Source organism: Vibrio sp. S11_S32 (assembly GCF_014694465.1).
GTDB lineage: Bacteria > Pseudomonadota > Gammaproteobacteria > Enterobacterales > Vibrionaceae > Vibrio > Vibrio algicola.
Genome location: NZ_JAAUWS010000014.1, coordinates 14,874 through 36,062, shown reverse-complemented (window position 1 = coordinate 36,062; position 21,189 = coordinate 14,874). Strand labels below are relative to the sequence as shown.

The 21,189-nt window shown below is 40.7% G+C and carries 21 protein-coding genes; 14 read left to right on the top strand and 7 right to left on the bottom strand.

All coding sequences use genetic code 11. The features are described from left to right. The first annotated feature begins 39 nt into the window (after window positions 1-39). Window positions 40-414, top strand: coding sequence for a divalent-cation tolerance protein CutA (cutA, locus tag HC723_RS09210; protein WP_190338859.1), 375 nt, complete (start codon window positions 40-42; stop codon window positions 412-414). A 23-nt stretch (window positions 415-437) separates the two neighbouring features. After that, a complete protein-coding gene (locus tag HC723_RS09205; protein ID WP_178306516.1) occupies window positions 438-911 on the top strand; it encodes a LabA-like NYN domain-containing protein in 474 nt (157 codons plus the stop codon). 75 nt (window positions 912-986) lie between these two features. Here the strand turns inward: HC723_RS09205 and HC723_RS09200 are convergent, their stop codons facing one another. Together HC723_RS09200 and HC723_RS09195 are read right to left on the bottom strand one after the other, a co-directional pair. Beyond that, on the bottom strand, window positions 987-2,201 hold the full coding sequence (locus tag HC723_RS09200) for a 4Fe-4S binding protein (RefSeq protein ID WP_190338883.1): 1,215 nt from the start codon (window positions 2,199-2,201) through the stop codon (window positions 987-989). Between the two features lie 213 nt (window positions 2,202-2,414). Then, window positions 2,415-2,612 (bottom strand): DUF2986 domain-containing protein, encoded by a 198-nt coding sequence (locus tag HC723_RS09195; protein WP_190338858.1) that lies wholly within the window; start codon window positions 2,610-2,612, stop codon window positions 2,415-2,417. A gap of 284 nt (window positions 2,613-2,896) precedes the next feature. Between HC723_RS09195 and queD the strand changes: the two genes are divergently transcribed. Further along, window positions 2,897-3,259 (top strand): 6-carboxytetrahydropterin synthase QueD, encoded by a 363-nt coding sequence (gene queD / locus HC723_RS09190; RefSeq protein WP_190338857.1) that lies wholly within the window; start codon window positions 2,897-2,899, stop codon window positions 3,257-3,259. 2 nt (window positions 3,260-3,261) lie between these two features. Then, window positions 3,262-3,930 (top strand): 7-carboxy-7-deazaguanine synthase QueE, encoded by a 669-nt coding sequence (queE, locus tag HC723_RS09185; RefSeq protein ID WP_342365703.1) that lies wholly within the window; start codon window positions 3,262-3,264, stop codon window positions 3,928-3,930. Window positions 3,931-3,947: 17 nt separating this feature from the next. On the opposite strand, the gene trxC is transcribed toward queE, so the two are convergent. Then, window positions 3,948-4,382: a thioredoxin TrxC gene (gene trxC, locus HC723_RS09180; RefSeq protein ID WP_190338855.1), complete on the bottom strand. Its 435-nt coding sequence runs from the start codon at window positions 4,380-4,382 to the stop codon at window positions 3,948-3,950. Between the two features lie 137 nt (window positions 4,383-4,519). Between trxC and HC723_RS09175 the strand changes: the two genes are divergently transcribed. Continuing rightward, a complete protein-coding gene (locus tag HC723_RS09175; RefSeq protein WP_190338854.1) occupies window positions 4,520-5,611 on the top strand; it encodes a ketoacyl-ACP synthase III in 1,092 nt (363 codons plus the stop codon). Between the two features lie 95 nt (window positions 5,612-5,706). Here the strand turns inward: HC723_RS09175 and HC723_RS09170 are convergent, their stop codons facing one another. Then, window positions 5,707-7,356: an FAD-dependent oxidoreductase gene (locus tag HC723_RS09170; protein ID WP_190338853.1), complete on the bottom strand. Its 1,650-nt coding sequence runs from the start codon at window positions 7,354-7,356 to the stop codon at window positions 5,707-5,709. 116 nt (window positions 7,357-7,472) lie between these two features. Between HC723_RS09170 and HC723_RS09165 the strand changes: the two genes are divergently transcribed. From HC723_RS09165 to galE, 4 genes are all read left to right on the top strand, one after another. Continuing rightward, window positions 7,473-7,898 carry a YeeE/YedE family protein gene (locus HC723_RS09165; protein ID WP_153448581.1) on the top strand — a complete coding sequence of 142 codons (426 nt, stop codon included), beginning with the start codon at window positions 7,473-7,475 and terminating at the stop codon, window positions 7,896-7,898. Window positions 7,899-7,922: 24 nt separating this feature from the next. Further along, a complete protein-coding gene (locus HC723_RS09160) occupies window positions 7,923-8,345 on the top strand; it encodes a DUF6691 family protein (RefSeq protein WP_407701710.1) in 423 nt (140 codons plus the stop codon). Between the two features lie 137 nt (window positions 8,346-8,482). After that, entirely contained in the window at window positions 8,483-8,731 is a 249-nt protein-coding gene (locus tag HC723_RS09155; protein ID WP_153448583.1) for a DUF2789 domain-containing protein, read from the top strand. A gap of 124 nt (window positions 8,732-8,855) precedes the next feature. Further along, complete coding sequence (gene galE / locus HC723_RS09150; RefSeq protein ID WP_153448584.1) at window positions 8,856-9,872, top strand: UDP-glucose 4-epimerase GalE; 1,017 nt, start codon at window positions 8,856-8,858, stop codon at window positions 9,870-9,872. 528 nt (window positions 9,873-10,400) lie between these two features. Here galE and HC723_RS09145 read toward each other — a convergent pair. Continuing rightward, complete coding sequence (locus HC723_RS09145) at window positions 10,401-12,575, bottom strand: TonB-dependent hemoglobin/transferrin/lactoferrin family receptor (RefSeq protein ID WP_190338852.1); 2,175 nt, start codon at window positions 12,573-12,575, stop codon at window positions 10,401-10,403. Between the two features lie 396 nt (window positions 12,576-12,971). Continuing rightward, window positions 12,972-15,665 carry a bifunctional acetate--CoA ligase family protein/GNAT family N-acetyltransferase gene (locus HC723_RS09140; protein ID WP_190338851.1) on the bottom strand — a complete coding sequence of 898 codons (2,694 nt, stop codon included), beginning with the start codon at window positions 15,663-15,665 and terminating at the stop codon, window positions 12,972-12,974. Between the two features lie 334 nt (window positions 15,666-15,999). On the opposite strand from HC723_RS09140, the gene HC723_RS09135 reads away from it, so the two are divergent. After that, window positions 16,000-16,683 (top strand): SPOR domain-containing protein, encoded by a 684-nt coding sequence (locus tag HC723_RS09135; protein WP_190338850.1) that lies wholly within the window; start codon window positions 16,000-16,002, stop codon window positions 16,681-16,683. Between the two features lie 119 nt (window positions 16,684-16,802). Next, on the top strand, window positions 16,803-17,813 hold the full coding sequence (locus HC723_RS09130) for a D-alanine--D-alanine ligase (RefSeq protein WP_153448588.1): 1,011 nt from the start codon (window positions 16,803-16,805) through the stop codon (window positions 17,811-17,813). Between the two features lie 98 nt (window positions 17,814-17,911). Here HC723_RS09130 and HC723_RS09125 read toward each other — a convergent pair whose 3' ends face one another. Further along, window positions 17,912-18,877, bottom strand: coding sequence for a tyrosine-type recombinase/integrase (locus tag HC723_RS09125; RefSeq protein WP_153448589.1), 966 nt, complete (start codon window positions 18,875-18,877; stop codon window positions 17,912-17,914). A gap of 124 nt (window positions 18,878-19,001) precedes the next feature. On the opposite strand from HC723_RS09125, the gene yciH reads away from it, so the two are divergent. The 3 genes from yciH (at window position 19,002) to HC723_RS09110 (ending at window position 21,115) form a co-directional block, all read left to right on the top strand. After that, on the top strand, window positions 19,002-19,313 hold the full coding sequence (yciH, locus tag HC723_RS09120; protein ID WP_190338849.1) for a stress response translation initiation inhibitor YciH: 312 nt from the start codon (window positions 19,002-19,004) through the stop codon (window positions 19,311-19,313). A 199-nt stretch (window positions 19,314-19,512) separates the two neighbouring features. Then, window positions 19,513-19,887, top strand: coding sequence for a cystatin domain-containing protein (locus HC723_RS09115; protein WP_178306518.1), 375 nt, complete (start codon window positions 19,513-19,515; stop codon window positions 19,885-19,887). Between the two features lie 466 nt (window positions 19,888-20,353). After that, the gene (locus tag HC723_RS09110; RefSeq protein WP_153448592.1) at window positions 20,354-21,115 is read left to right on the top strand and encodes a DsbA family protein; all 762 of its coding nucleotides are present in this window, start codon (window positions 20,354-20,356) and stop codon (window positions 21,113-21,115) included. Window positions 21,116-21,189: the final 74 nt, after the last annotated feature.

Below are 21,189 nucleotides of genomic sequence, written 5' to 3'. Positions count from 1 at the left end.
ATCTAAGCCAGAAAAACATGAGAATGAAGGAGATAGCCGATGAGTGTTATTACCGAGAGTGATATTCACAAAAGTGACCAAGGTCGTCTACAACCTTGCGCGGTGGTATTAACCACCACCAACGATGATGAAGTGCGGCAGTTATTGATTGAGCAATTGCTCGAAAAACAATTGGCGGCTTGTGTGCAAGTGTTACCTATTTCCAGTTATTACCAATGGCATGGCGAGATCAATCAAGATCAAGAATCACTTTTGATCATCAAAATGGTTAAGACCCAGTACAAAGCGGTCGAACACTTAATACTGAGCGTGAATACCTACCAAGTACCACAAGTAGTGATGCTGCCAATTGAAACTGGGTATGCGGAATACTTGCAGTGGATTAATAAGCACGCTCAACCTGATGTTTTATAGTTACTATTCAAATTTGGATTTATATGCAAACTGTTTCGATTTTAGTAGATGTACAAAATATTTATTACACCACGCGTGATATTTACCATCGTCACTTTGACTACAATGCTTTTTGGGCCAAAGTCATGAAAGATCGCACCTTAGTACATGCTAATGCCTATGCAATCGCGCGCAGTGATGATAAACAAAAGCAATTTCATAATATTTTGCGTGGCATTGGATTTGAGGTGAAGTTAAAGCCGTTTATCCAACGTCAAGATGGCTCAGCCAAAGGCGACTGGGATGTGGGTATTGCACTCGATGCCATTGAACTGGCTGAAATCTCCGATGTAATTGTGATCGCATCAGGCGATGGCGACTTTGATTTATTGGCAAAACGTATTCAGCAGCGTTACGGTAAAAAAGTTGAAGTGTATGGCGTGCCGGGACTGACGGCGAATTCTTTAATCGAAGCCGCCGATGAATATTTTCCGATCCAAGCTGATTTGTTGCTTTAAGGCTTCAGTATGTCAATAGAGCTTAACGCTACCCGTTGCAGTCACAAGAAGATCAGAGAGTGACGACAATAAGTATTAATAACGGATGTAGTCCATAACCTGAATAAGCTGCATCCGAATGTCATTACTGGTTTGACTGTGCCAATAACCGCCGGCAAAAGCCAGTAATGGGATCCCAAACATGATCACCAGTACCACTATCATTAAGTGCTTGCTGGATAATTGCCAACCGTTACGAGTTTTAAACACTAAGGCTTCTTTTTTAGGGCAAGCGGAAACACAACGCATACAAGCTTGGCATTCATCGGTGCGAATTTGAGTTGCAGTATGAATAATAATATTGGACGGGCAAGCTCGAGTACATTTATCGCAATTCATATCACCACGTTCATTTAAACAGTGATTCTTTTGACGACGAATTTTAAATGGGCTGGCAAAACTGATTAAGCCTAATAGCGCACCGTAAGGGCAAAAATACCGACAAAAAGCGCGTTTACGCCATGCTGCCATTAATAAAATCACTGCAAATACCACCAAGGTAATCGTACCTGGTGCGACAAATACCCATGCGGTTTTGATATCGGCAATCTTGTGATAGTTGCCATTGAGGTAATAGGGAATATTAGCTGGGTGCATGCCTAAAGAAATAAACGCAAAAAAGGCCAATAATAAGTATTTCATCATCCGCAATGGCCAATCTATCCAGGCGGGTGGTAAATAGGCTTTTTTGATCATTTTTAAACGAAGCTTATAAATATATTCGCCCGCCAATCCCAATGGGCATATCCAGCCACAAAAGGCGCGTTTGCAGACAATACCAGTAATTAATACCGTAAATAACATCACCGCGCCAGCAGGGTGGGTTTGATCCCAAAATCCTAAAGTAACAATCGCTTTAAGCTGAATGGCGGCGGCAATTGGCAAGAACGCATCGGTGACATCAGGGCGTAAAAAACTCGGAGAAATTTGCGCGGTTAATAATGCGGTATGAACGGCATATTGAATGGCAACAAAGAAGAATGACAGTGCCATTGCATGTTGGCAAGCATTGCGCAGAATATCGGGCCGTTGGTTAGCTTGGGCAAACTCAGGACGAATTTTGTGTACGCCAGTGATCACCATAACAGCCATCAGCAATGCGACAAATAATGGCCAATAAAGAGTGCTTAGCGCCGCCGTGAGTACAACGATAGTGGCTATCGCCGCACCTAATTTTTTACCACTGGTGTAGAGCAAGCTAACGCTGTACACCAAGGCCAGCATTAACGTAAAAGATTCGATAAAAGTCATAATCGCACCACTTGAGTTTGTGATGCCATTATAAGAAGTTTGAGGATGCAGATCTGGTGATAAAATCAGCATCTGCACTTTCTTTGATGTGAGTTAAATTTTACCCGAAATACGCTACTACTTTAGAGTAGAAATAGGCCTAAAAGACGGAGTTGTAGAGCGGGTATTAGGGTTTTATTGCCGCGAAATTAACCGCGACGATAAACCTGCTTGTTACTCTTGTTCGATTTGTTCTTGTTCGCTTTGTTGCTGAGCATCGACTTGTTGATCGTTTTGCTGCTGCGCTTCCAGTACTAACTTTTCACGATCGGCTTTTGATACGTATTTAGGTTTATTCGAGGTGTGAAGTTTTGAGTTCATCTTCTTAATACGTTTTTTTAAGATCGAATTGATTTTCTTCTTACGATTCATGCTTCTCTCCAGTAAATGTCTACCCTCGAGTCAGCCGATGGTATTGATTGGGGCGCATCATAGCAATAAACCCAACCCCCTGCTAATGAAATTTAGGCGCTATCAATTGCTTTATTGTGCTAAAAATGAGCAATAAATGCATGAATCGAGCATATATCTTTATTTATGAGGGGAGTATCTATATATTCAGGCACAAAGTTCATACTCACTTTGCTAACAGTAATAATAAGCAGTAAAGACTTTGAGTATTGATAATTCCATCTATTCAACTGAACGGTAACATTATGACTTGTGAAATTTATAAAGACTTTATTTTTGAAGCCGCGCACCATCTACCCAATGTACCAGCAGGGCATAAGTGCGGCCGTTTACATGGTCATTCATTTTTTGTGCGTTTATATGTCAAAGGCGAAGTGGATGCGACCACAGGTTGGGTGATTGATTTTGGTGATATCAAACAAATATTTGCGCCAATTTATGAGCGTTTAGATCATTATTATTTAAATGATATTGAAGGGCTTGAAAATCCAACCAGCGAAGTCTTAGCTAAATGGATTTGGTTACAAGTCAAACCCGCGTTACCTCAACTCAGCAAAGTTGAAATTAAAGAAACCTGTACCGCAGGTTGTATTTACGTGGGTGAATAATTGTGTATAAAATGAATGAAATATTTCAAACGATTCAAGGTGAAGGTCATTTTACCGGCGTACCTTCAGTCTTTATTCGTTTGCAAGTTTGCCCTGTTGGTTGTGCGTGGTGTGATACCAAACAAACTTGGCAGGCGTTAGCGCAAGATCAAGTGAGTTTTAGCGATATCATCATTAAGCAAGTGGATAGTCCGACATGGTGCTTAGCGTCCGTTGATGAAATAATTTCGCAATATCAATCGCTTGGTTTTACAGCCAAACATATCGTGATCACTGGTGGTGAGCCTTGCCTTTATAACTTACTTCCTTTAACTCAAGCGTTTGAGAAGATGGGGTGTCAGTGCCAAATTGAAACCAGTGGCACCTCTGAAATTATCTGCTCTGATAATACCTGGGTGACAGTGTCACCTAAAGTTGCCATGAAAGGAAAATTACCCGTATTAACTAGCGCAATGCAACGAGCGAATGAGATCAAGCATCCGGTGGCAACCCAAAAAGATATCGATCAACTTGATGCGTTATTAACGGCGACCAATTGCCAAGCTAAATCGGGCATTGCATTACAACCGATCAGTCAAAAACCGCGAGCGACCGAACTGTGTATGCAAGTGTGTATTGAGCGCAATTGGCGTTTGTCGATCCAAACCCATAAATACCTGAATATTGCATAACGCTATCGGTTGAACTGCTATTTTTGCAACGCTTGCTCTAACCACTGTTTAAATTGAGCAGGAGGAAGTGCGCCATTAATTGAATCGACTCTTTTTCCGCCTTTAAACACCATTATGGTGGGGATGCTGCGTATTTGGTAGGAAGCGGCAATATTTTGTTGTGCTTCAGTATCCACTTTTACAAAGCGTACTTGTCCTTCGAAGGCTTGAGCAGTTTGTTCAAACACGGGAGCAAAGCCGACACATGGATTGCACCAAGGGGCCCAAAAATCAATCACGATAGGTTGCTTTGATTGAAGTAAAGCCTCGATATTACTTGAACTGGCGGTGATCGGTTTACCATCAAATAAAGGCTGTTTACAACGGCCGCAAGTGGCGTTATCCGACACCCGCTCAAGTGGCAGTTTGTTGTTGCTTTGGCAATGTGGGCAAGGCGAAGTAAATGTGGTCATGATATTCCCTTATGGACTGTGAAGTATGAACGTATCGGTTTGTTAATAACTATCGTATAATCGAGTTATATTCAATTAAAAAATAGCGATACCCATTCCATACTTGGGCATACATAATCAAATATTAGGATGTTTTTATGGCGAACGTTTACGCTGAAATTACAGGCTGGGGCAAGTGCCTTCCACCTGCGACGTTAACAAATGATGATCTGAGTACTTTTCTAGAAACATCAGATGAATGGATCCAATCTCGCACGGGGATCCAAAGTAGAAGAATTAGTCATGTTGAAACCTCAGATCTCGCCACTGTAGCCGCGAAAAATGCCATGCAGGCGGCGGGTATTAGCGCCAGTGATGTGGATTGTATAATTGTTGCGACCTGCTCACCAGATACACTGATCCCTAATATAGCCTCTAAAGTGCAACAAAATCTTGGCATTCCTGCCGCGGCCGCGTTTGATTTAAATGCCGCTTGTACCGGATTTTTGTATGGCTTAGAAACCGGTACTCGTTTAATCCAAGCGGGTAACTACCGTCATGCCATTATTATTGGCGCAGAACATTTAAGTTTTTACCTTAACTGGATGAAGCGTGATACCGCCGTTTTATTTGGTGATGGCGCTGGTGCGGTGGTGCTTTCTCGTCGTGAACAGCAACAAGCGGTGGGCTTACAACAAGCCTCATTGGGTTGTGATGCTGAAGGTCGTGATATTTTAGCCGTGCCAAAATTTGGTACTGCTATGGAACGTTTTGATGAGCAAAATGGTAACTGGGATTTTGACTTCGTTGGACGTGATATCTTTAAACGGGCAGTAAAAGGCATGAGCGCGGCTACTCAATCAGTGATTGAACGCTCTGGTTTAAGCAAAGAAGATATTGATAGTGTCATTCCGCACCAAGCCAATATTCGCATCATTCAAACCTTATGCGACTTTGCGGGTATTCCACAAGAAAAAGCGTTTGTGAATATTCAAAAATACGGCAACACCTCAGCGGCAACCGTTCCTATTGCCTTGTGTGAAGCAGTAGAGCAAGGCTTTATTAAACCAAACCAAAACATCTTAGTGGCTGCATTTGGCGCAGGCTTAACCTGGGGAGCGGGTTTAATTAAATGGGGTGAGCGAGTGACACCATTAGAAGCGCAAACGGCCGAGCTTCCTCCTTGTGACCAAACCGCATTAGAACTGTTAGAGAAAGCGATTGAGCATTGTCGTACTTATAGTGAATAAGTGATGAGGCTATTCTCATAAGATAAAACCCCGCATCGCTTCAATTGAGTGGTACGGGGTTTTATATATGAATCTATGGGTAAATATTAATTGTATTAAGCGTTAGCCGCTAGGTAGGTACGATAACCCCCGATAAGATTTTTGGCTTTAAAGCCATTGTTGACGAGTTGACGATACGCAACATTACCGCGTAACCCAACTTGGCAGTAAACAATGATTTCCTTGTCTTTTGGTAGTTCACTTATCCGTTGACGTAATTGATCAAGCGGAATATTGATATCCCCAATGATATGGTTATTGTTTTCTCTCTCGCCAGGGTTGCGAACATCAAGCAATATCTGATCATCATTTAAATTGTTAATTTCATCATAATGGATAGGTGCAGCATCACCATTTATAATGTTATTAGCAACAAACGCAGCTTGGTTTAGAACATCTTTGGCACTGCCATAAGGGGGTGCGTAAGTGAGTTCAATATGTTGTAACTGTTCAATTGTTATACCTGCCCGTTGTGCTACTGCTATGATATCAATTCGTTTATCAATACCATCTTTTCCGATGGCTTGTGCACCAAGAATTTTGCCATTATTTGGGTTATAGATAAGCTTTAAAGATACTGTTTCTGCTCCAGGGTAATAACTAGCATGACTTGCGGTATGCACATACACTTTTTGATACGGTGTCTTCATTTGCTGTAATTGCTTTTCATTTTTTCCTGTCGAGGCGACGGCGAGATCGAATACTTTACAAATCGCAGTCCCTTGAGTTCCTTGATAGCTTTGTGCTCGGCCAAACATATTATCTGCTGCCATTCTTCCTTGGCGGTTTGCTGGACCAGCAAGAGGCACTAAAGTTGCTTTTCCGGAGACAAAATCCATTTCCTCAATAGCGTCACCTACCGCATAAATACTTGGATCGCTAGTTTGCATCATTACATTGGTTTTGATGCCACCAAGTTCTCCAACCTCTAAACCGGCTTGTTTGGCGAGAGTGATTTCAGGCTTAACACCAATAGCCAAAATGAGTAACCCCGTTTGTAGTTCCTCACCATTACTTAATGATAGTGTTAATAGGTTATCCTTCGACTGGTGTTGTATAGACTGCAGCGCAACGCCTAATCGTAAATCAATGTTTTTAGCTCTGATTTCTTCGTGAACGAAACCCGCCATTTCACGATCTACAGGTGTCATCACTTGATCCGCCATTTCGATCAAGGTCGTTTTAATCCCAAGCTGATGGAAGGCTTCCATCATTTCAAGACCAATAAAACCACCACCAACCACGGTTGCATGTTGTGGCTGATATTGTTTGAGACTTGTAAGTATGGCGTCCATATCTGGAATATTCCGTAAAGAATGCGTTAATGGATTATCAATACCATTAATCGGTGGAACAATAGGGGAAGCGCCAGGGCTTAATAGTAAAAAATCGTACGACTCTGTGTATTGGCTACCTTGTAAAAGATTAGTGACCGTAACGCTTTTATCTTCTTTATTAATCGCTACAACTTCATTCATTACCCGGACATCAACATTAAAACGGGCTAAAAAACTATCTGGTGTCTGTAATAACAGCTTATTTCGATCAGTAATATCGCCACCGATATGATAAGGGAGACCGCAGTTTGCGAAGGAAACATGAGGACCGCGCTCAAACATAATGATTTCAGCGTCTTCACTTAATCTGCGCGCCCTTGCTGCCGCTGATGCACCTCCAGCTACTCCACCAATAATGATAATTTTCATCGTTACCTCAGTCGTTAGTTTTTAATGAAAGAAAAGTATATATAATAAATTAGATATTGCTAATATATAAAATACTAATATACTGGTGAGAAATTGCAAAAAGAGAGTAATAATATATGCAAATCCCGTGGTTTTCTTTAGCTGGTGGGCTGTTATTAGGCGTCTCGGCGACATTATTGATGTTGTTTAATGGCAAGGTCGCCGGAATAAGTGGCATTGTTGGTGGGTTGTTTAATCGCCAGCAGGTGGATAAATTATGGCGGGTGTTATTTGTGCTTGGCTTAATTGGGGGAGGAGCGATCGCCAATGCTTTTTCATCGAGTGCTGGGTTTTCAGGTATTCCACAGCAATACGTTACCAGTTTATTGTTAATGCTGGTGGCAGGGTTTGTGGTTGGCATCGGGACTAAATTAGGCAATGGCTGTACCAGCGGGCATGGTATTTGTGGCATGGGACGGTTTTCAATTCGATCCATCGTTGCCACTTGCGTATTTATGCTGGTAGCGGCAGTCACTGTTTTCGTTCGTATTCATCTTCTATAGGCCACAATTCAGGTAATTAATATGATGAACTTTAATAAAATGATGCCACTGATTGCGGGCCTATTATTTGGTATGGGCATGGTGATCTCAGGTATGGCAGATCCCGCCAAAGTGATTGGCTTTTTGGATGTAGCGGGCAATTGGGATCCGAGTTTAGCCTTTGTGATGGGCGGGGCATTACTTGTGTTTACCCCAATGTATCACTGGGTGATAAAACCACGTCAACAAGCGTTAGATAATACAAAACTGTGTATTCCAACCAATAAAAAAATCGACAAAAAACTGATTGCTGGTGCGGCTCTTTTTGGTATTGGTTGGGGGATCGCCGGAGTGTGCCCTGGACCTGCTATTTCATCATTGTCAGGATTTAACATTGGCATACTCGCCTTTGTTGCCGCTATGATTTTTGGCATGGTGCTTACCACTAAAATCTTTAAACGAAGTTAGCGATTCAGTGCGGATAGAGATTAGATGTAAGCGGAGATCGACGAGGACAAGGAGCAGGCGAGAAATTGACTATCAACTATACTTATAGCGAAGTTACTTCAATAAATTAGTTATTTTTGATGACAAAGGAGCATTAAATGGAGATGCATAATCACAGTCTAAGCTCACTGTTCGATCAACTCGGTCTTGCTAGCAACGAAGAAGAAATAAAAGGCTTTATTCGACAGCATCGTATTCACTTATCAGGTGGAGCCAAATTACATCACGCTGATTTTTGGAATGATTCCCAAGCGGCATTTTTAAAAGAAGCGAAAGCCGAAGATGCCGATTGGTCAGATGTGGTTGATCAACTGGATGTATTGTTACGCACCTCGAGCGAAGAATGAAATGGGCTCTTGTCATTATGCTGACGTTATTAATAAACACTTAATGTTAAACTTAATGATATTCGGTTGTGCTTAGCATTAAATAGGCTAAAATCGAATCAATTTCTTTAATATTGAGGTGGTTATGTTGGTATTAGTTACGGGCGGAATGGGATATATCGGCAGTCACACCTGCATTCAAATGATCGAAGCCGGTATGACGCCAATCATTTTTGATAATCTTTATAACAGCAAATCTAGCGTACTTGATCGCATTGAAGAAGTGTCGGGCCAACGTCCAATCTTTGTTGAAGGTGATGTGCGTAACAAAGCTGATTTAGATAAAGTGTTTAGCCAATATGATATTGAATCGGTTATTCACTTTGCAGGTTTAAAAGCGGTGGGTGAGTCGGTCGCAATGCCACTTGAATATTATGATACCAACGTTAATGGCTCTTATGTATTAACCGCTGCCATGCGTGATGCAGGCGTTAAATCATTAGTGTTTAGCTCGTCTGCTACTGTATATGGCGATCCTGCTTCTGTGCCTATTTTAGAAAGCTTTCCTACTAGTGCGACCAATCCTTACGGCCGTAGCAAGTTAATTATTGAAGAGTGCCTGACGGATTTCCAAAAAGTTAATCCAGATTGGAGCATTACTTTATTACGTTACTTTAACCCAGTAGGTTCGCACCCGTCAGGACGATTAGGTGAAGATCCTCAAGGGATCCCGAATAATTTAATGCCATTTGTTTCTCAAGTTGCGGTCGGCCGCCGTGAGTTTTTATCGGTGTTTGGCAGTGATTACCCAACCGTTGATGGAACTGGTGTTCGTGATTATATTCATGTTATGGATCTTTCTGATGGCCACTTAGCTGCGCTTAACCATGTTGGTAAAAAAGCAGGTTTGCATATCTATAACTTAGGGACGGGTAACGGCAACAGTGTATTAGAAATGGTGGCAGCGTTTGAAAAAGCGTCGGGTAAACCGGTTCCTTATAAACTGGTTGAACGTCGTCCTGGTGATATTGCAGAGTGTTGGGCCGATCCGGCTAAAGCTAAAGCCGATTTAAAATGGCAAGCAACTCGCACCTTAGATGATATGACGCAAGATACATGGCGTTGGCAATCGAATAACCCAAATGGTTATCCTGAAGTCTAAGACGTTCTCAACTGTGCATTAAGATGCATGCAACGGTAGATTAATAAATAACAAAAATTGCAGTTATTAAAAACCATCAGAGTGGTTCATCAAGATCAAAATATCTTATGAACAGCAATGATGGTTTTTTATTGAACACAAACTGTTAGCTTTCTCTCAAAAATCAAACTGTAACTTGTTATTACGAGGTGATGAATTAAAATGCACTGACTATAATAATTATATTACTTTTTATTAACTTGGGGGTTCCTAATGTCATTAGGTCTTATTATCATGTTTATTCTTGCTAGTGTTGTAATGGTTCGACATGAAATGAAAGATAAATCATAAAGATAGTTCGTTATTTAGCATAGAAATCAATACCTTTTTAATTAAAAAATTTAGATTTCTACTTTTTAAAGTCAGCCTAGGCTGGCTTTTTTATTGCGTAAAAAAACACTCTTCATACAATAAAAGCCAATGAAAATACCAAAAGTGGCAGTTTCATTGGCAATAATATTGGCTTCATCATCGATTGATTAAAAGAGCCTAAAATTGATAATCTAAGCTAACGCCCCAGTTACGACCTGATTGAGTATAAAAGTCTTGATTTTCGCCCGATTTTTTACCGTTCAGATCAGAATATAACCAATATTTTTTATCCAAAGCATTAAATAATCCTGCACGTAAGGTTAAGTCCTGGATAGGACGATAATAGGTGGTTAAATCGACTAAGCTATAACCTGCCGCCACAAAATTATCATCTTGTGACCAATCATTTTTACTCGCCGCCATTGTGATATTAACTAAACCACCAAAAGTATGATTGACACTGTAATAGCCAACGCCAACATTACCGGTGAGTGGGGCAACAGAATCTAGGTGATCGCCACTGTCTTTGTCTCGACCTTCGGCGTAAGCCACCGAAAATTTACTGTAGATACCTTGCGGAGCGTTAAAAGCTTGATCAAGTAAAATAGTCGATGAAAATTCGACCCCATAGATTTCAGCATTGGCGATATTACTTTTACTGTAATGATCTTTATTGCCGACTTTACCTAAATATTGGTCAGTGATGAAGTCACTGTAATCATTGTAGAAGCCAACTAATTCAAAACGCGCGGATTGATTTTGTCCACGGACTCCTAGCTCATAAGATAAGCTTTTTTCGGGCTGAAGATCGGGATTGGCATCGACGATAGCACCTTGATTATAAAAGTAATAAAGATCGTAAACCGTCGGTGCTTTAAAACCTTGGCTAATTTGCGCAAAGCTACTGAAGTGATCACTAAAATGATAAACAGTGCCTATTTTTCCGGTAAACGAGTCACTTTTATTTTCAGGATATTCAGTGGTAAAACCGTCGTCAGTCTTAGGTGAGGTTTTAAAAGAATCGTAACGCAAACCTGCCGTTAGAATGACACGTTCATCGAGTAAAAAGGCTTGGTCTTGAATAAACGCGCCCCATTTAACTAAGGTAGCATCCGGCATACCAGTGTTGCCAGGGCCGACGGTGGCGAGATCATATTTATGGTCGCTATTATCAATTTTAAACTTATTGTGCATAAAGTTAGCACCATAAGTGAGCTGATGGAACCCATGATTTGCTTCGATTAATTTATCAAATTGGGCATCAAATTGAATGCTATCATCACTGGCATCACGCTTACGCATGCGCTTTCCAGTCCCCATCATACCTGTGGTGGTATCGTGATTTTTCGATAAGGAATCCGACATTTGATAGTTGATTGACCAAGCCAGTTGATCGGCTAGTAGGGTATTCATGCTCCAATCGTGCGAGAGTCCAACCCGAAGACGTTCGCTGGTATCTTGATTATAACTATCATTATAAGTGATCAATGGCATCGGCATGCTAGGTATAGTCATTGAGTAGCCGTCATAAGACAATTCATCTTCATCATATTGACGTTGGTAGTATTCAACCGTTAAGCCAATTCGGTGAGCATCATTAATTTGGTAATAAGCTTTACCTAACACATTACCAATGTTTTTATCGGCGGGATCGGCCGCGCCACGATCAGGTCCTGAAATATCGGCGCCATCACCGTAGGTTTCTGTTTCATACCCATCGGCATAAGTGACCATCAATAAGGTTTCGAACTTACCTTGACGCATTGCCCAAGTTAAAGTGTTTTTAAAGGTTTCATCGGCTGAAGTGTAGCTCGATTTAATCCCAAATCGATTTTCGTTGCCATCGTTGATCAATACATCAGAAGGGTCTTTGGTTTTAAATAGCACTACACCACCTAAGGCATCGGAACCATATAAGGTTGAAGAGGGACCTTTGTTAATTTCGATGGCCGATAAGGTATCGATTTCGATATCATTGGGATAGAAACGTTGCTCATTAGACCCTGGGTTGTACGAGGTGGGTTGTTGGACACCATCGACCATAACCTTGACGCGACTGTCTTCCATACCACGGATGTTATAACCTGAGATCCCAAAGCGACCACTGCCTTGTGCATCCACACCTGGTGTGTATTGCAGTGCTTGTTTAGGATCGCTGGCCATAGTGTCATCGATCTCGTTATTTGAAACGGTTTCGACAGAAGCGGAAACATCGTTAATATTTTGCTCGGTACGGGTGGCAGACACCACAACTTCGTTTAAGGCACTTTTTTCTGCCGCTATTAATGGTGAGGAAAATGAGAAAGCAATCGCAGTAGCCAATAGGTTAGGTTTAAAATTGAAGGTAGACATATAGTTATCCGTTACTATGTTAATAAATAAGTTCGAACGGATTCTATATAATAAGAATGATAGTGACTATCATTTGCATTTGCATTAATGGTGCGTTTTATTTGCGTCTACTCTATGAAAGTAACCATTTAGATTCATTAAATCAATGAATTGCTATCAATTAGTTATGTTGAGGTAGCGGTGTTGTTAATATTTTTAGGTTTTAAATTTGTGAGATAGATCACAATGAATATGAGGCATAATGACTTTTTTTTAAATAAATCATGGCGGCAGAAGATATAAAAATGGAGCTCGAATATATAAAAAAAGCAGGACTTTGCGCATTTCAAATTTGAATTCAAAAGTACGCAAGGTCTACAAGGGCGAAGAACCCCTAGTTAATTAATGGATTAGCCGCTAGGAATGGCCTTGTTGAAGTTCGAGTAGCATATCCACCACGTTATCTTCAAAATGAATCGTGGTATGAAAATTCAGCTTACGAGATAGCCCAATCATGCCTTTATTGGAAGGCATAGTCATCCCCACCATTCTATGCGTGCCTTTGCTGCGACTATAGTTGATTAGCTTTTCAAGTAATATCCGCCCAAGGCCAATGCCTTTTAGATCAGATCGAACCAAAATTGAGAATTCAGCATCATAGTTATGGGGGTCTGCGACCACTCTGGCGACCCCGATAATAAACTCTTGGCCGTTGCTATCATATTGTGTGGCGACAAAAGCCATTTCACGGTCATAATCTATTTGAGTCAGATTGGCTAAGGCTTCATGGTTGAATTTTCCAACATCGGAAAAAAAGCGTTTATACAGATCTTCACGCGATACTTGGGTAATGAACTGCGCCAATTGATCTTCATCTTCCGGCAAAATAGGGCGCAATAAACACGATTCACTGTTTTTTAACCTTAACGTTTGTTCATGCTCAACCGGATAAGGTTTAATCGCTAAACGTTGACGAGCAGCGCCATCTTTAGCTTGGAGCTCTAATCTGGCATCAATCACGGTAAACTCATCTCCAGCCGCGAGTAATGGATGGAGATCTAAACTGATGATCTCAGGGCAATCAATCACCATTTGCGATAAACGCACTAGCAAACGACATAGGGCCACCGTATCTATAGGGTTGGGAAGTTGCTCAAGACGCAGTTTACCGACACGCATCGCACGAATAATGAGGTAGCGGGCCAGCGCCATATTCAGTGGCAGTAAGGCGACAGAAGCATCATGCGTTTCATCCCATTCTGAGCCCCCTTGACCTAATTTTATCACCGGACCGAAAACAGGATCACTATCAATTTTGATGCGTAATTCTTGCGAGCCCGCATGACTCACCATAGATTGAATGGTTAAACCTTGAATTAATGCTGACGGATAGGCCAGTTTGGCGCGATCTAAAATCGCTTGTGCTGCATTGGATACTTCGGTGGCATTACGCAAATTCAGCATAACCCCTTGTATTTCAGATTTATGCTTTATATCTGGTGAACGCACTTTAACAGTGACAGGGTAACCTAAGTTCTCACTAATATGTACCGCTTCACTTGGATCGGCGGCAAGCCATGTGGGAAGCACGTTGATACTGTAGTTGTGCATTAAAGCCGTTATATGATGGGAATCAAAATACGTATGCTGTTGCTCAACTTGCTGGGCAATCCATTGCTTTGCTTGAGCTAATTGTGTCGGTTTTCGTAACTCTACTGACAGTGGCGTTTCCATCAATTGCTTTTGGTTACGTCGGTATTCGACCAAATGCATATAAGCGCCCACCGCACCTTCTGGGGTACGATAGGTAGGAATGCCTGCTTGGGTGAATAAGTTACGCGCCTCTTTAGCGGTTTCTTCGCCAGACCAATTGGTGAGGATATTAAATTGTTTGCTCTTTTTGTGGTTTTTAATCGCATCAATCACCGCATTGGCAGTTTGAGTCGGATGTGAAATAGCCGAAGGGCTGTGCATGATCAAGATGGCATCGATCTCATCACTATCAAATAGGCAGGTAATGGTATCAACATAACGTTGAGCATCGGCATCACCGACCAGATCGATCGGGTTGCTATGAGACCAACTCGTGGGTAACAATGCAGTTAATTTTTCTAGGGTTTGATCGGTTAACTGAGCCAGTTTTCCGCCTCGGTCAATCAATGCATCGACCGCCATGATCGCAGGGCCACCACCATTAGTGACAATCGCTAATCGTTCGCCTCTGAGTGGAACCGAGTGGGTTAAGGTTTCTAACGCCGCAAATAATTCATGGGTATTGTTTACCCGTAACATCCCAGAACGTTTTATCGCAGAATCATAAATGATATCTAAAGTTTGCTCACCGCGAGTATGGGCAAGCACCGCCTGTTGTCCGGCATAACTGCGACCACTTTTTAAGACCAAAATACGGCGATTACGCGAGGCGCTTCGAGCAGCCGACATAAAACTGCGGGCATCTTTAATAGAATCGACATACAGCAAAATTGCGGATGTTTTACTGTCGACCGATAAAGTATCTAACAGCTCGGCATAATCAATATCAATGGCATTACCCAGCGAGATAAAAGCAGAGAATCCAATGTTTTTATCGTTAGCCCAGTCAAGAATGGTGGTGCAAACAGCCGCTGACTGAGAAATAAACGCAATACTGCCTTTAGAAGCAGTAACCGGAGAAAGTGACGCATTGAGGTTTAACCATGGCAAGATCACGCCTAAGCTGTTTGATCCTAAAATACGCATATTGGCTTGATGGGCAATGGTTAAACATTCTTGATCTAATGTTTGTTCGCTCTCAAAGTTCTGATACATATCCGCGGAAATGACAATCACCGCGCCAACACCTTTGTAGGCTAATTTCTGAAAAATATGTTTATTATGCTTTGCGTTGGTACAGACAATGGCTAAATCGGGCGTTAGAGGCAAGTCATCGATATCTGAATAAGCTAACACACCACAAACCGACTTATAGCGAGGAGTCACCGGCATTATCGCGCCGTGAAACCCACCTTGTAATAAATTGTTCATTACAATAGAGCCGGCACGAAAAGGGCGAATTGATGCGCCAACAACGGCGATAGAGGTTGGTTTTAGTAATTTGTTCAGGTTCAACATGATTAACCACCGTATGACAGCAATAAAATGTACCCATTAACATGACGTTACCACACTAATTTCTGAGGGTAGAAACAGAAGTAGTGCTAAGGTTCTAAATACCATCATAATCAAAATAAGCTCAAGCATTAACCTACAAATACGTGACTGTGATCTATCGCTATTAATAGACTAATTTGATGCAAATAATTGGCTTTATAACCGGTTTGATGGAAGATATTTCTAGCAACGTCAGAATATTGATAATTTTTAGATTTCTGTTGGTTTAGACCTTGATATTCAATAGATCTATGGGCATGATTAAAGTAAGTTTTTAATGGATATATGGCCTCTCATGAAGAAAGTAGTAATAATCTCCCTTTCTGCGCTGTTATTAGCAGCTTGTTCGTCTAGCGATTATGATTCAGATGTTTCAACTGAATCTTATCAAGAAACCTATAAAACTGACGAAGTCGCACAACCTATTACCGAAAGCAGTGCCGCGCCAATGGAGCAGGATGTCAATGCTGAACCATCGATGATAGAACCTGCAATTGCTGCTTCCGATAAAGAAACATCGGCAGCGTCAGCGACAGAATCTAACACCGACACCAACAAAAAAGTGGTAAAATTGAGTCCACAATCAAAAGAGGTAATAGATAATAAAGCTGAAGAGAAAAAAAGTAGTGAATCTACCGTTCGTGTTTTCTACCCAGATAATCTATTAAGTAGTGCGACTCAACCGGGTGAAGATAACTACTTAGTGCAAATCGCGGCATTAAGTAGCGAGCACAGTTTGGTTGCCGTGGCGAGAAACCTACCGTCAAATCAGCCTAAATGGGAAAATAGCAAAACTGTTAATGGTAAACAATGGTACACATTATTGTTGGGCAATTATGCAACCGCGCAAGATGCAAAAGATGCTATTTTACGACTATCAATTGATATGCAAAACCTAAAGCCATTTGTTAAAAGCGTAAAAGCAATCAAAACATCAAAATACCCTGAGCTCAAAAAATTACCCTATATCGTTAAATAAAGCAGGTTAATCAAGGAGTTCAATATGGGCTCCTTTTTTGTGTGTCGATAATTAAACAAAGTGGCGACTTTTTCACCTAAAAAAAGTGAAATTCGGCTCTTTTAACAACAGTATTAAAAATGAAAAATATCCTACTTTTATGTGGTGGTGGTTCTTCTGAACATGAGGTATCACTGGTCTCTGCTCAATATTTAGAGCAACAGCTGAAGTTAATCACTGATTTTCGAGTTATTAAAGTTGAGTTAACTAAAAATAACGGCTGGCAATTATTTGATGAGGTAAGTTCGAGTACCTTATTGGTTGAACTTGATATCATGCATGGTGCGCTAAAAGGAGATGATTTCGCCTCTGTTGTGATCGATTATGTTGTCCCTTGTATTCATGGTTTTCCAGGAGAAACGGGTGATATTCAGTCTTTGCTTGATCTAGCAAACATCCCATACCTAGGTTGTGGTGCAGAAGCAAGCTCAAACAGTTTCAATAAAATCACCTCAAAGCTTTGGTATGACGCGCTTAAGGTGCCGAATACGCCTTATCGATATTTAACCGAGAATTCTCAACAATCCATTATGATTGCTGAGCAAGCCTTTGATCTGTGGGGGAATGTATTTGTAAAAGCCGCAAGACAAGGATCATCTGTTGGTTGTTACAATGTCACAAATCGTAATGAGCTCACCTCAACGATTCAAGATGCATTTCAATATTCCGAGCAAGTATTGATAGAGAAATCGGTTAAACCTCGTGAACTTGAAGTTGCCGCTTATCAATATCAAGGTGAGTTGATTATTACTAAGCCGGGTGAAGTGATTGCACCAGACGGTGTGTTCTACACCTATGATGAAAAATACAGCGCTGGCAGTCATTCAACCACCACACTTGAAGCACAAGGCTTGAGTGATAAGCAATTAGCCGATATCGATCAGTATTCACGTAAAGTGTTTACCCACATGCAGTTAAAAGATTTATCTCGGATTGATTTTTTCTTAACCGAAGATGATGAAATTTACCTAAATGAAGTTAATACTTTTCCGGGGATGACGCCAATTTCAATGTTTCCTAAGTTAATGGAACATAACGGCCATGTTTTTTCTGCATTCTTAGAGCAAGCGGTTCGTGGTGCGATTAAGTAATACGGCTGTATCGGAACGTTAAGTTACAGAGGGCATTATACTCATTAGACTTTGATTATGCTCATTTATAAAAAAGCTGGGACTGAAGGCATAGTCTTTTAATCCCAGCTTTTTATTTGTCTAAATTTCATTTGTTCGCTATCCGAGAGCTGATACTTTTCTAAATATTGCGCCGGCATCACAGGGCTCATCCATCGGCCAAAATCTTGGATTTGTTTTAAGTTATAGCCTTGGGCGTACAAGTCTTTAGTGGCACCAATTCGGCTTGATTGTCCTGAAAATTGCAAATGCTTGGGTAAACGCAATAGTTCACTAGCGCGTCGAAATACACGGTAAATAGAAGAATCATCGAGTTGGGTGTCGCCTAAATTTTCATATTTATCAATACGACTCAACAGATAAGTGTGGTGGCTCGGGATAAAAGATAACCATTTGTGCAATAACTGAGTTAACGCTGGAGTTAATGAATATTGATGATCATTAACCATTAATTGAATGGTTGGATAGCCCGATACTATTAAGTGTTCGAGTTCCACTGCACGTAATTGACCACGTTTTAAAGCACATTCAAACATTAAATGATAAATAATGAGATCGCGTAGATCTTTGATTGAATCAGAATGTTCTAGTTTCTGAGTCAATTGCGATAAATGTTGACGAGTAAAAGCAGTTGCTTGAGTCGCATCGCCTTTTTTTATCTGTCGCAATTGGGCAAGAGTAAAGTGGATTTGACGGTGATTAGTAGGATCACTAAGGGCATGCAACCTATGGATCAGACCTATGGTTAAGCTATAACGACGCAGTGTGGCGTATTTTCTCTGCTGACTTTCCTTTTCCAAAAATAACCGAATCGCAGTGATAGAGGCGGGCAGAGGACTTACATGTTTTGTGCGGCAAAAATGACTAAAGCGATTCCAATCATTAAGCATAGAAAGCAAAGAGTTATGCGAATACTGCTTATGGGTTAAGGCATCTAATTGTTCATAATCTATCGGCAAAGCAAAGTTAAGTTGGCTCTGCTTTAATTGCTCGGCATTATTACTAATAGGAATGTTTTTTCTCATAAAAGCCGCCTTTAGTGCACTATAACTTGATTAATCATAGCAAAGACTTGAACCAATCCCAAATACTATTATGATTAAGCTAATCTATTTTTAGTATTACAAGACTCAAATAAGAAGGTTCACTATGTCACTCGTTTATTCCACCGATCTTGGTCGTATCAAACCCGAAGAAAAAGTCGAACAAAGACCAAAAGGTGATGGTGTGGTTCGAATCCAACGTCAAACCAAAGGACGTAAAGGAAAAGGGGTTTGTATTGTGACAGGTCTTGATCTCAACGATACTGAATTAAAACTTATTGCTGCAGAATTGAAAAAAGTGTGTGGTTGTGGCGGCAGTGTCAAAGAGGGCACGGTTGAAATTCAAGGTGATAACCGCGACAAAATCAAAGCCCATTTAGAGAAAAAAGGTCACACAGTAAAAATTTCAGGTGGTTGATACAAACCGCTTGACCTGTCATGTTAACTCTCCGATCTAATTAAAATTGCGATCTGGCAACAAATGATACCGGCATATTGTGACTCTAACGGATAATTTAATCATTTAATTAACATTACCACTATAAAAAGTAATGAAATAACCGCTATAATCAGAGAGTTATTTTAATCATCTAGAATTATAAATGAGAGATAAATTTATGTATAAAAAACTATTGATTGTTAGCGTAGGAGCTCTTTCACTTATGGCTTGTAGTTCAACTCCAGCACCACAAGACACTCAAGCTGCCACTAAATGTGAAGTGTTGACATCGAAACCTGGTGGCTGGCAAAAAGTATCGATCACGCCTCAAGTCACTGAAGCAGCAACGACAGCTGTCGCAAGTATTGATGGAAGTCATAGCCTGAAAGAAATTCAAAGCGCAACTGAGCAAGTGGTTGCAGGTATGAATTATAAAATAAACTTTACAACTGAAGATGATACTGCTTATGTTGCAGTAGTATATCGTAACTTAAAATCTGAATACAAAGTGGTTAGCTTAATGTCTAAAGAAGACGTTGCGGATTGTAAGTAATCTTGCCGACACAAAACAGACATTAATACCAAAACCAGCAATTGATTGCTGGTTTAATTGTATAGTAAGCACCATCGCCTGATACTTTTAAGATCTTTCGACGTGTTTGCTTTAGTAAAATGCGTAGACCGGCGATGGGATCAAACTTGTTGTCGGTTTCATCTTTCTAGCGCTTTAAATTCTGTCTGATAAGAACAATGCGTGAACATGAACTAAATGTTATTTAACATAATACACATAATACGCACTAAGATGCATTAATTATGATACACTGTATTTACGTTATAAATCATAGGCAATATTGCTTATGTTATCATGGCTTGAATGAAATTAATTCTCTGACACATGGAACTAATCATTGTTGTTATGCTCTTACTAACTTATACCCAAATGTCAACGTTAGCTTGGGTATATATCCGTTTTTGGATACTCGCTTTACATTCTCTTTTTTTGGATCGGTACATTTATGAAAAAAATCATCTTACCTTTGGCGTTAACTTTTTGTGCAACTTCTGCATTCGCTGCAAATACCGCTGATTTCACACCAGAACAACAAGCAAAAATTGGTGAGATTGCCGCGCAATACCTCGTTGACCATCCTGAGTTTTTAATTAAAGCGAGTCAAAAACTTCAACAGCAACAACTTGAGCAACAAGCCAATGGACAAAAAGCGGCAGTCTTAGCCCATAAAGATGCGTTATTAAATGATCCAACCACACCATTCACGGGTCCAAAAACGGCTAAGGTAAATGTGGTCGAGTTTTTTGATTACCAATGTATTTACTGCTTTAAGATCTCAACCGCGATTGAGCAGATGCAAAAGCAATATCCAAACGTGAAGTTCATTTATAAAGAGACCCCTATTTTTGGTAACCGTTGGGAGCCTTCAAAATACGCTGCCCAAATGGGATTAGAAGTCTTTGCTCAACAAGGTTCAAAAGCTTATGGCGAATACCATAATGGCGTATACGCTACTGGGCTTAATGAAGGTAAATTAACGAAAGCAGTTGTTGATAAACAAGCAAAAGCGGCAGGAATGGATTTATCGAAATTTACTCCCACAGAAACGTATCAGAAAAATATTCAGTTGTTCTCCCAGTTAGGCTTCAAAGGCACACCGGCATTGGTTGTGATGCCAACAAATGGTGCAACGACTGAAAACACGTATGTTATCAACGGTGCTGATGTGAATGGTTTGAGTAACGCGATAAAAACCCTATCTAAATAGAAAATTAAACATTTAACGACAGTACTGAAAAATACTGATAACGGAGGACTCTCATGGAGTGCTCCGTTTTTTTA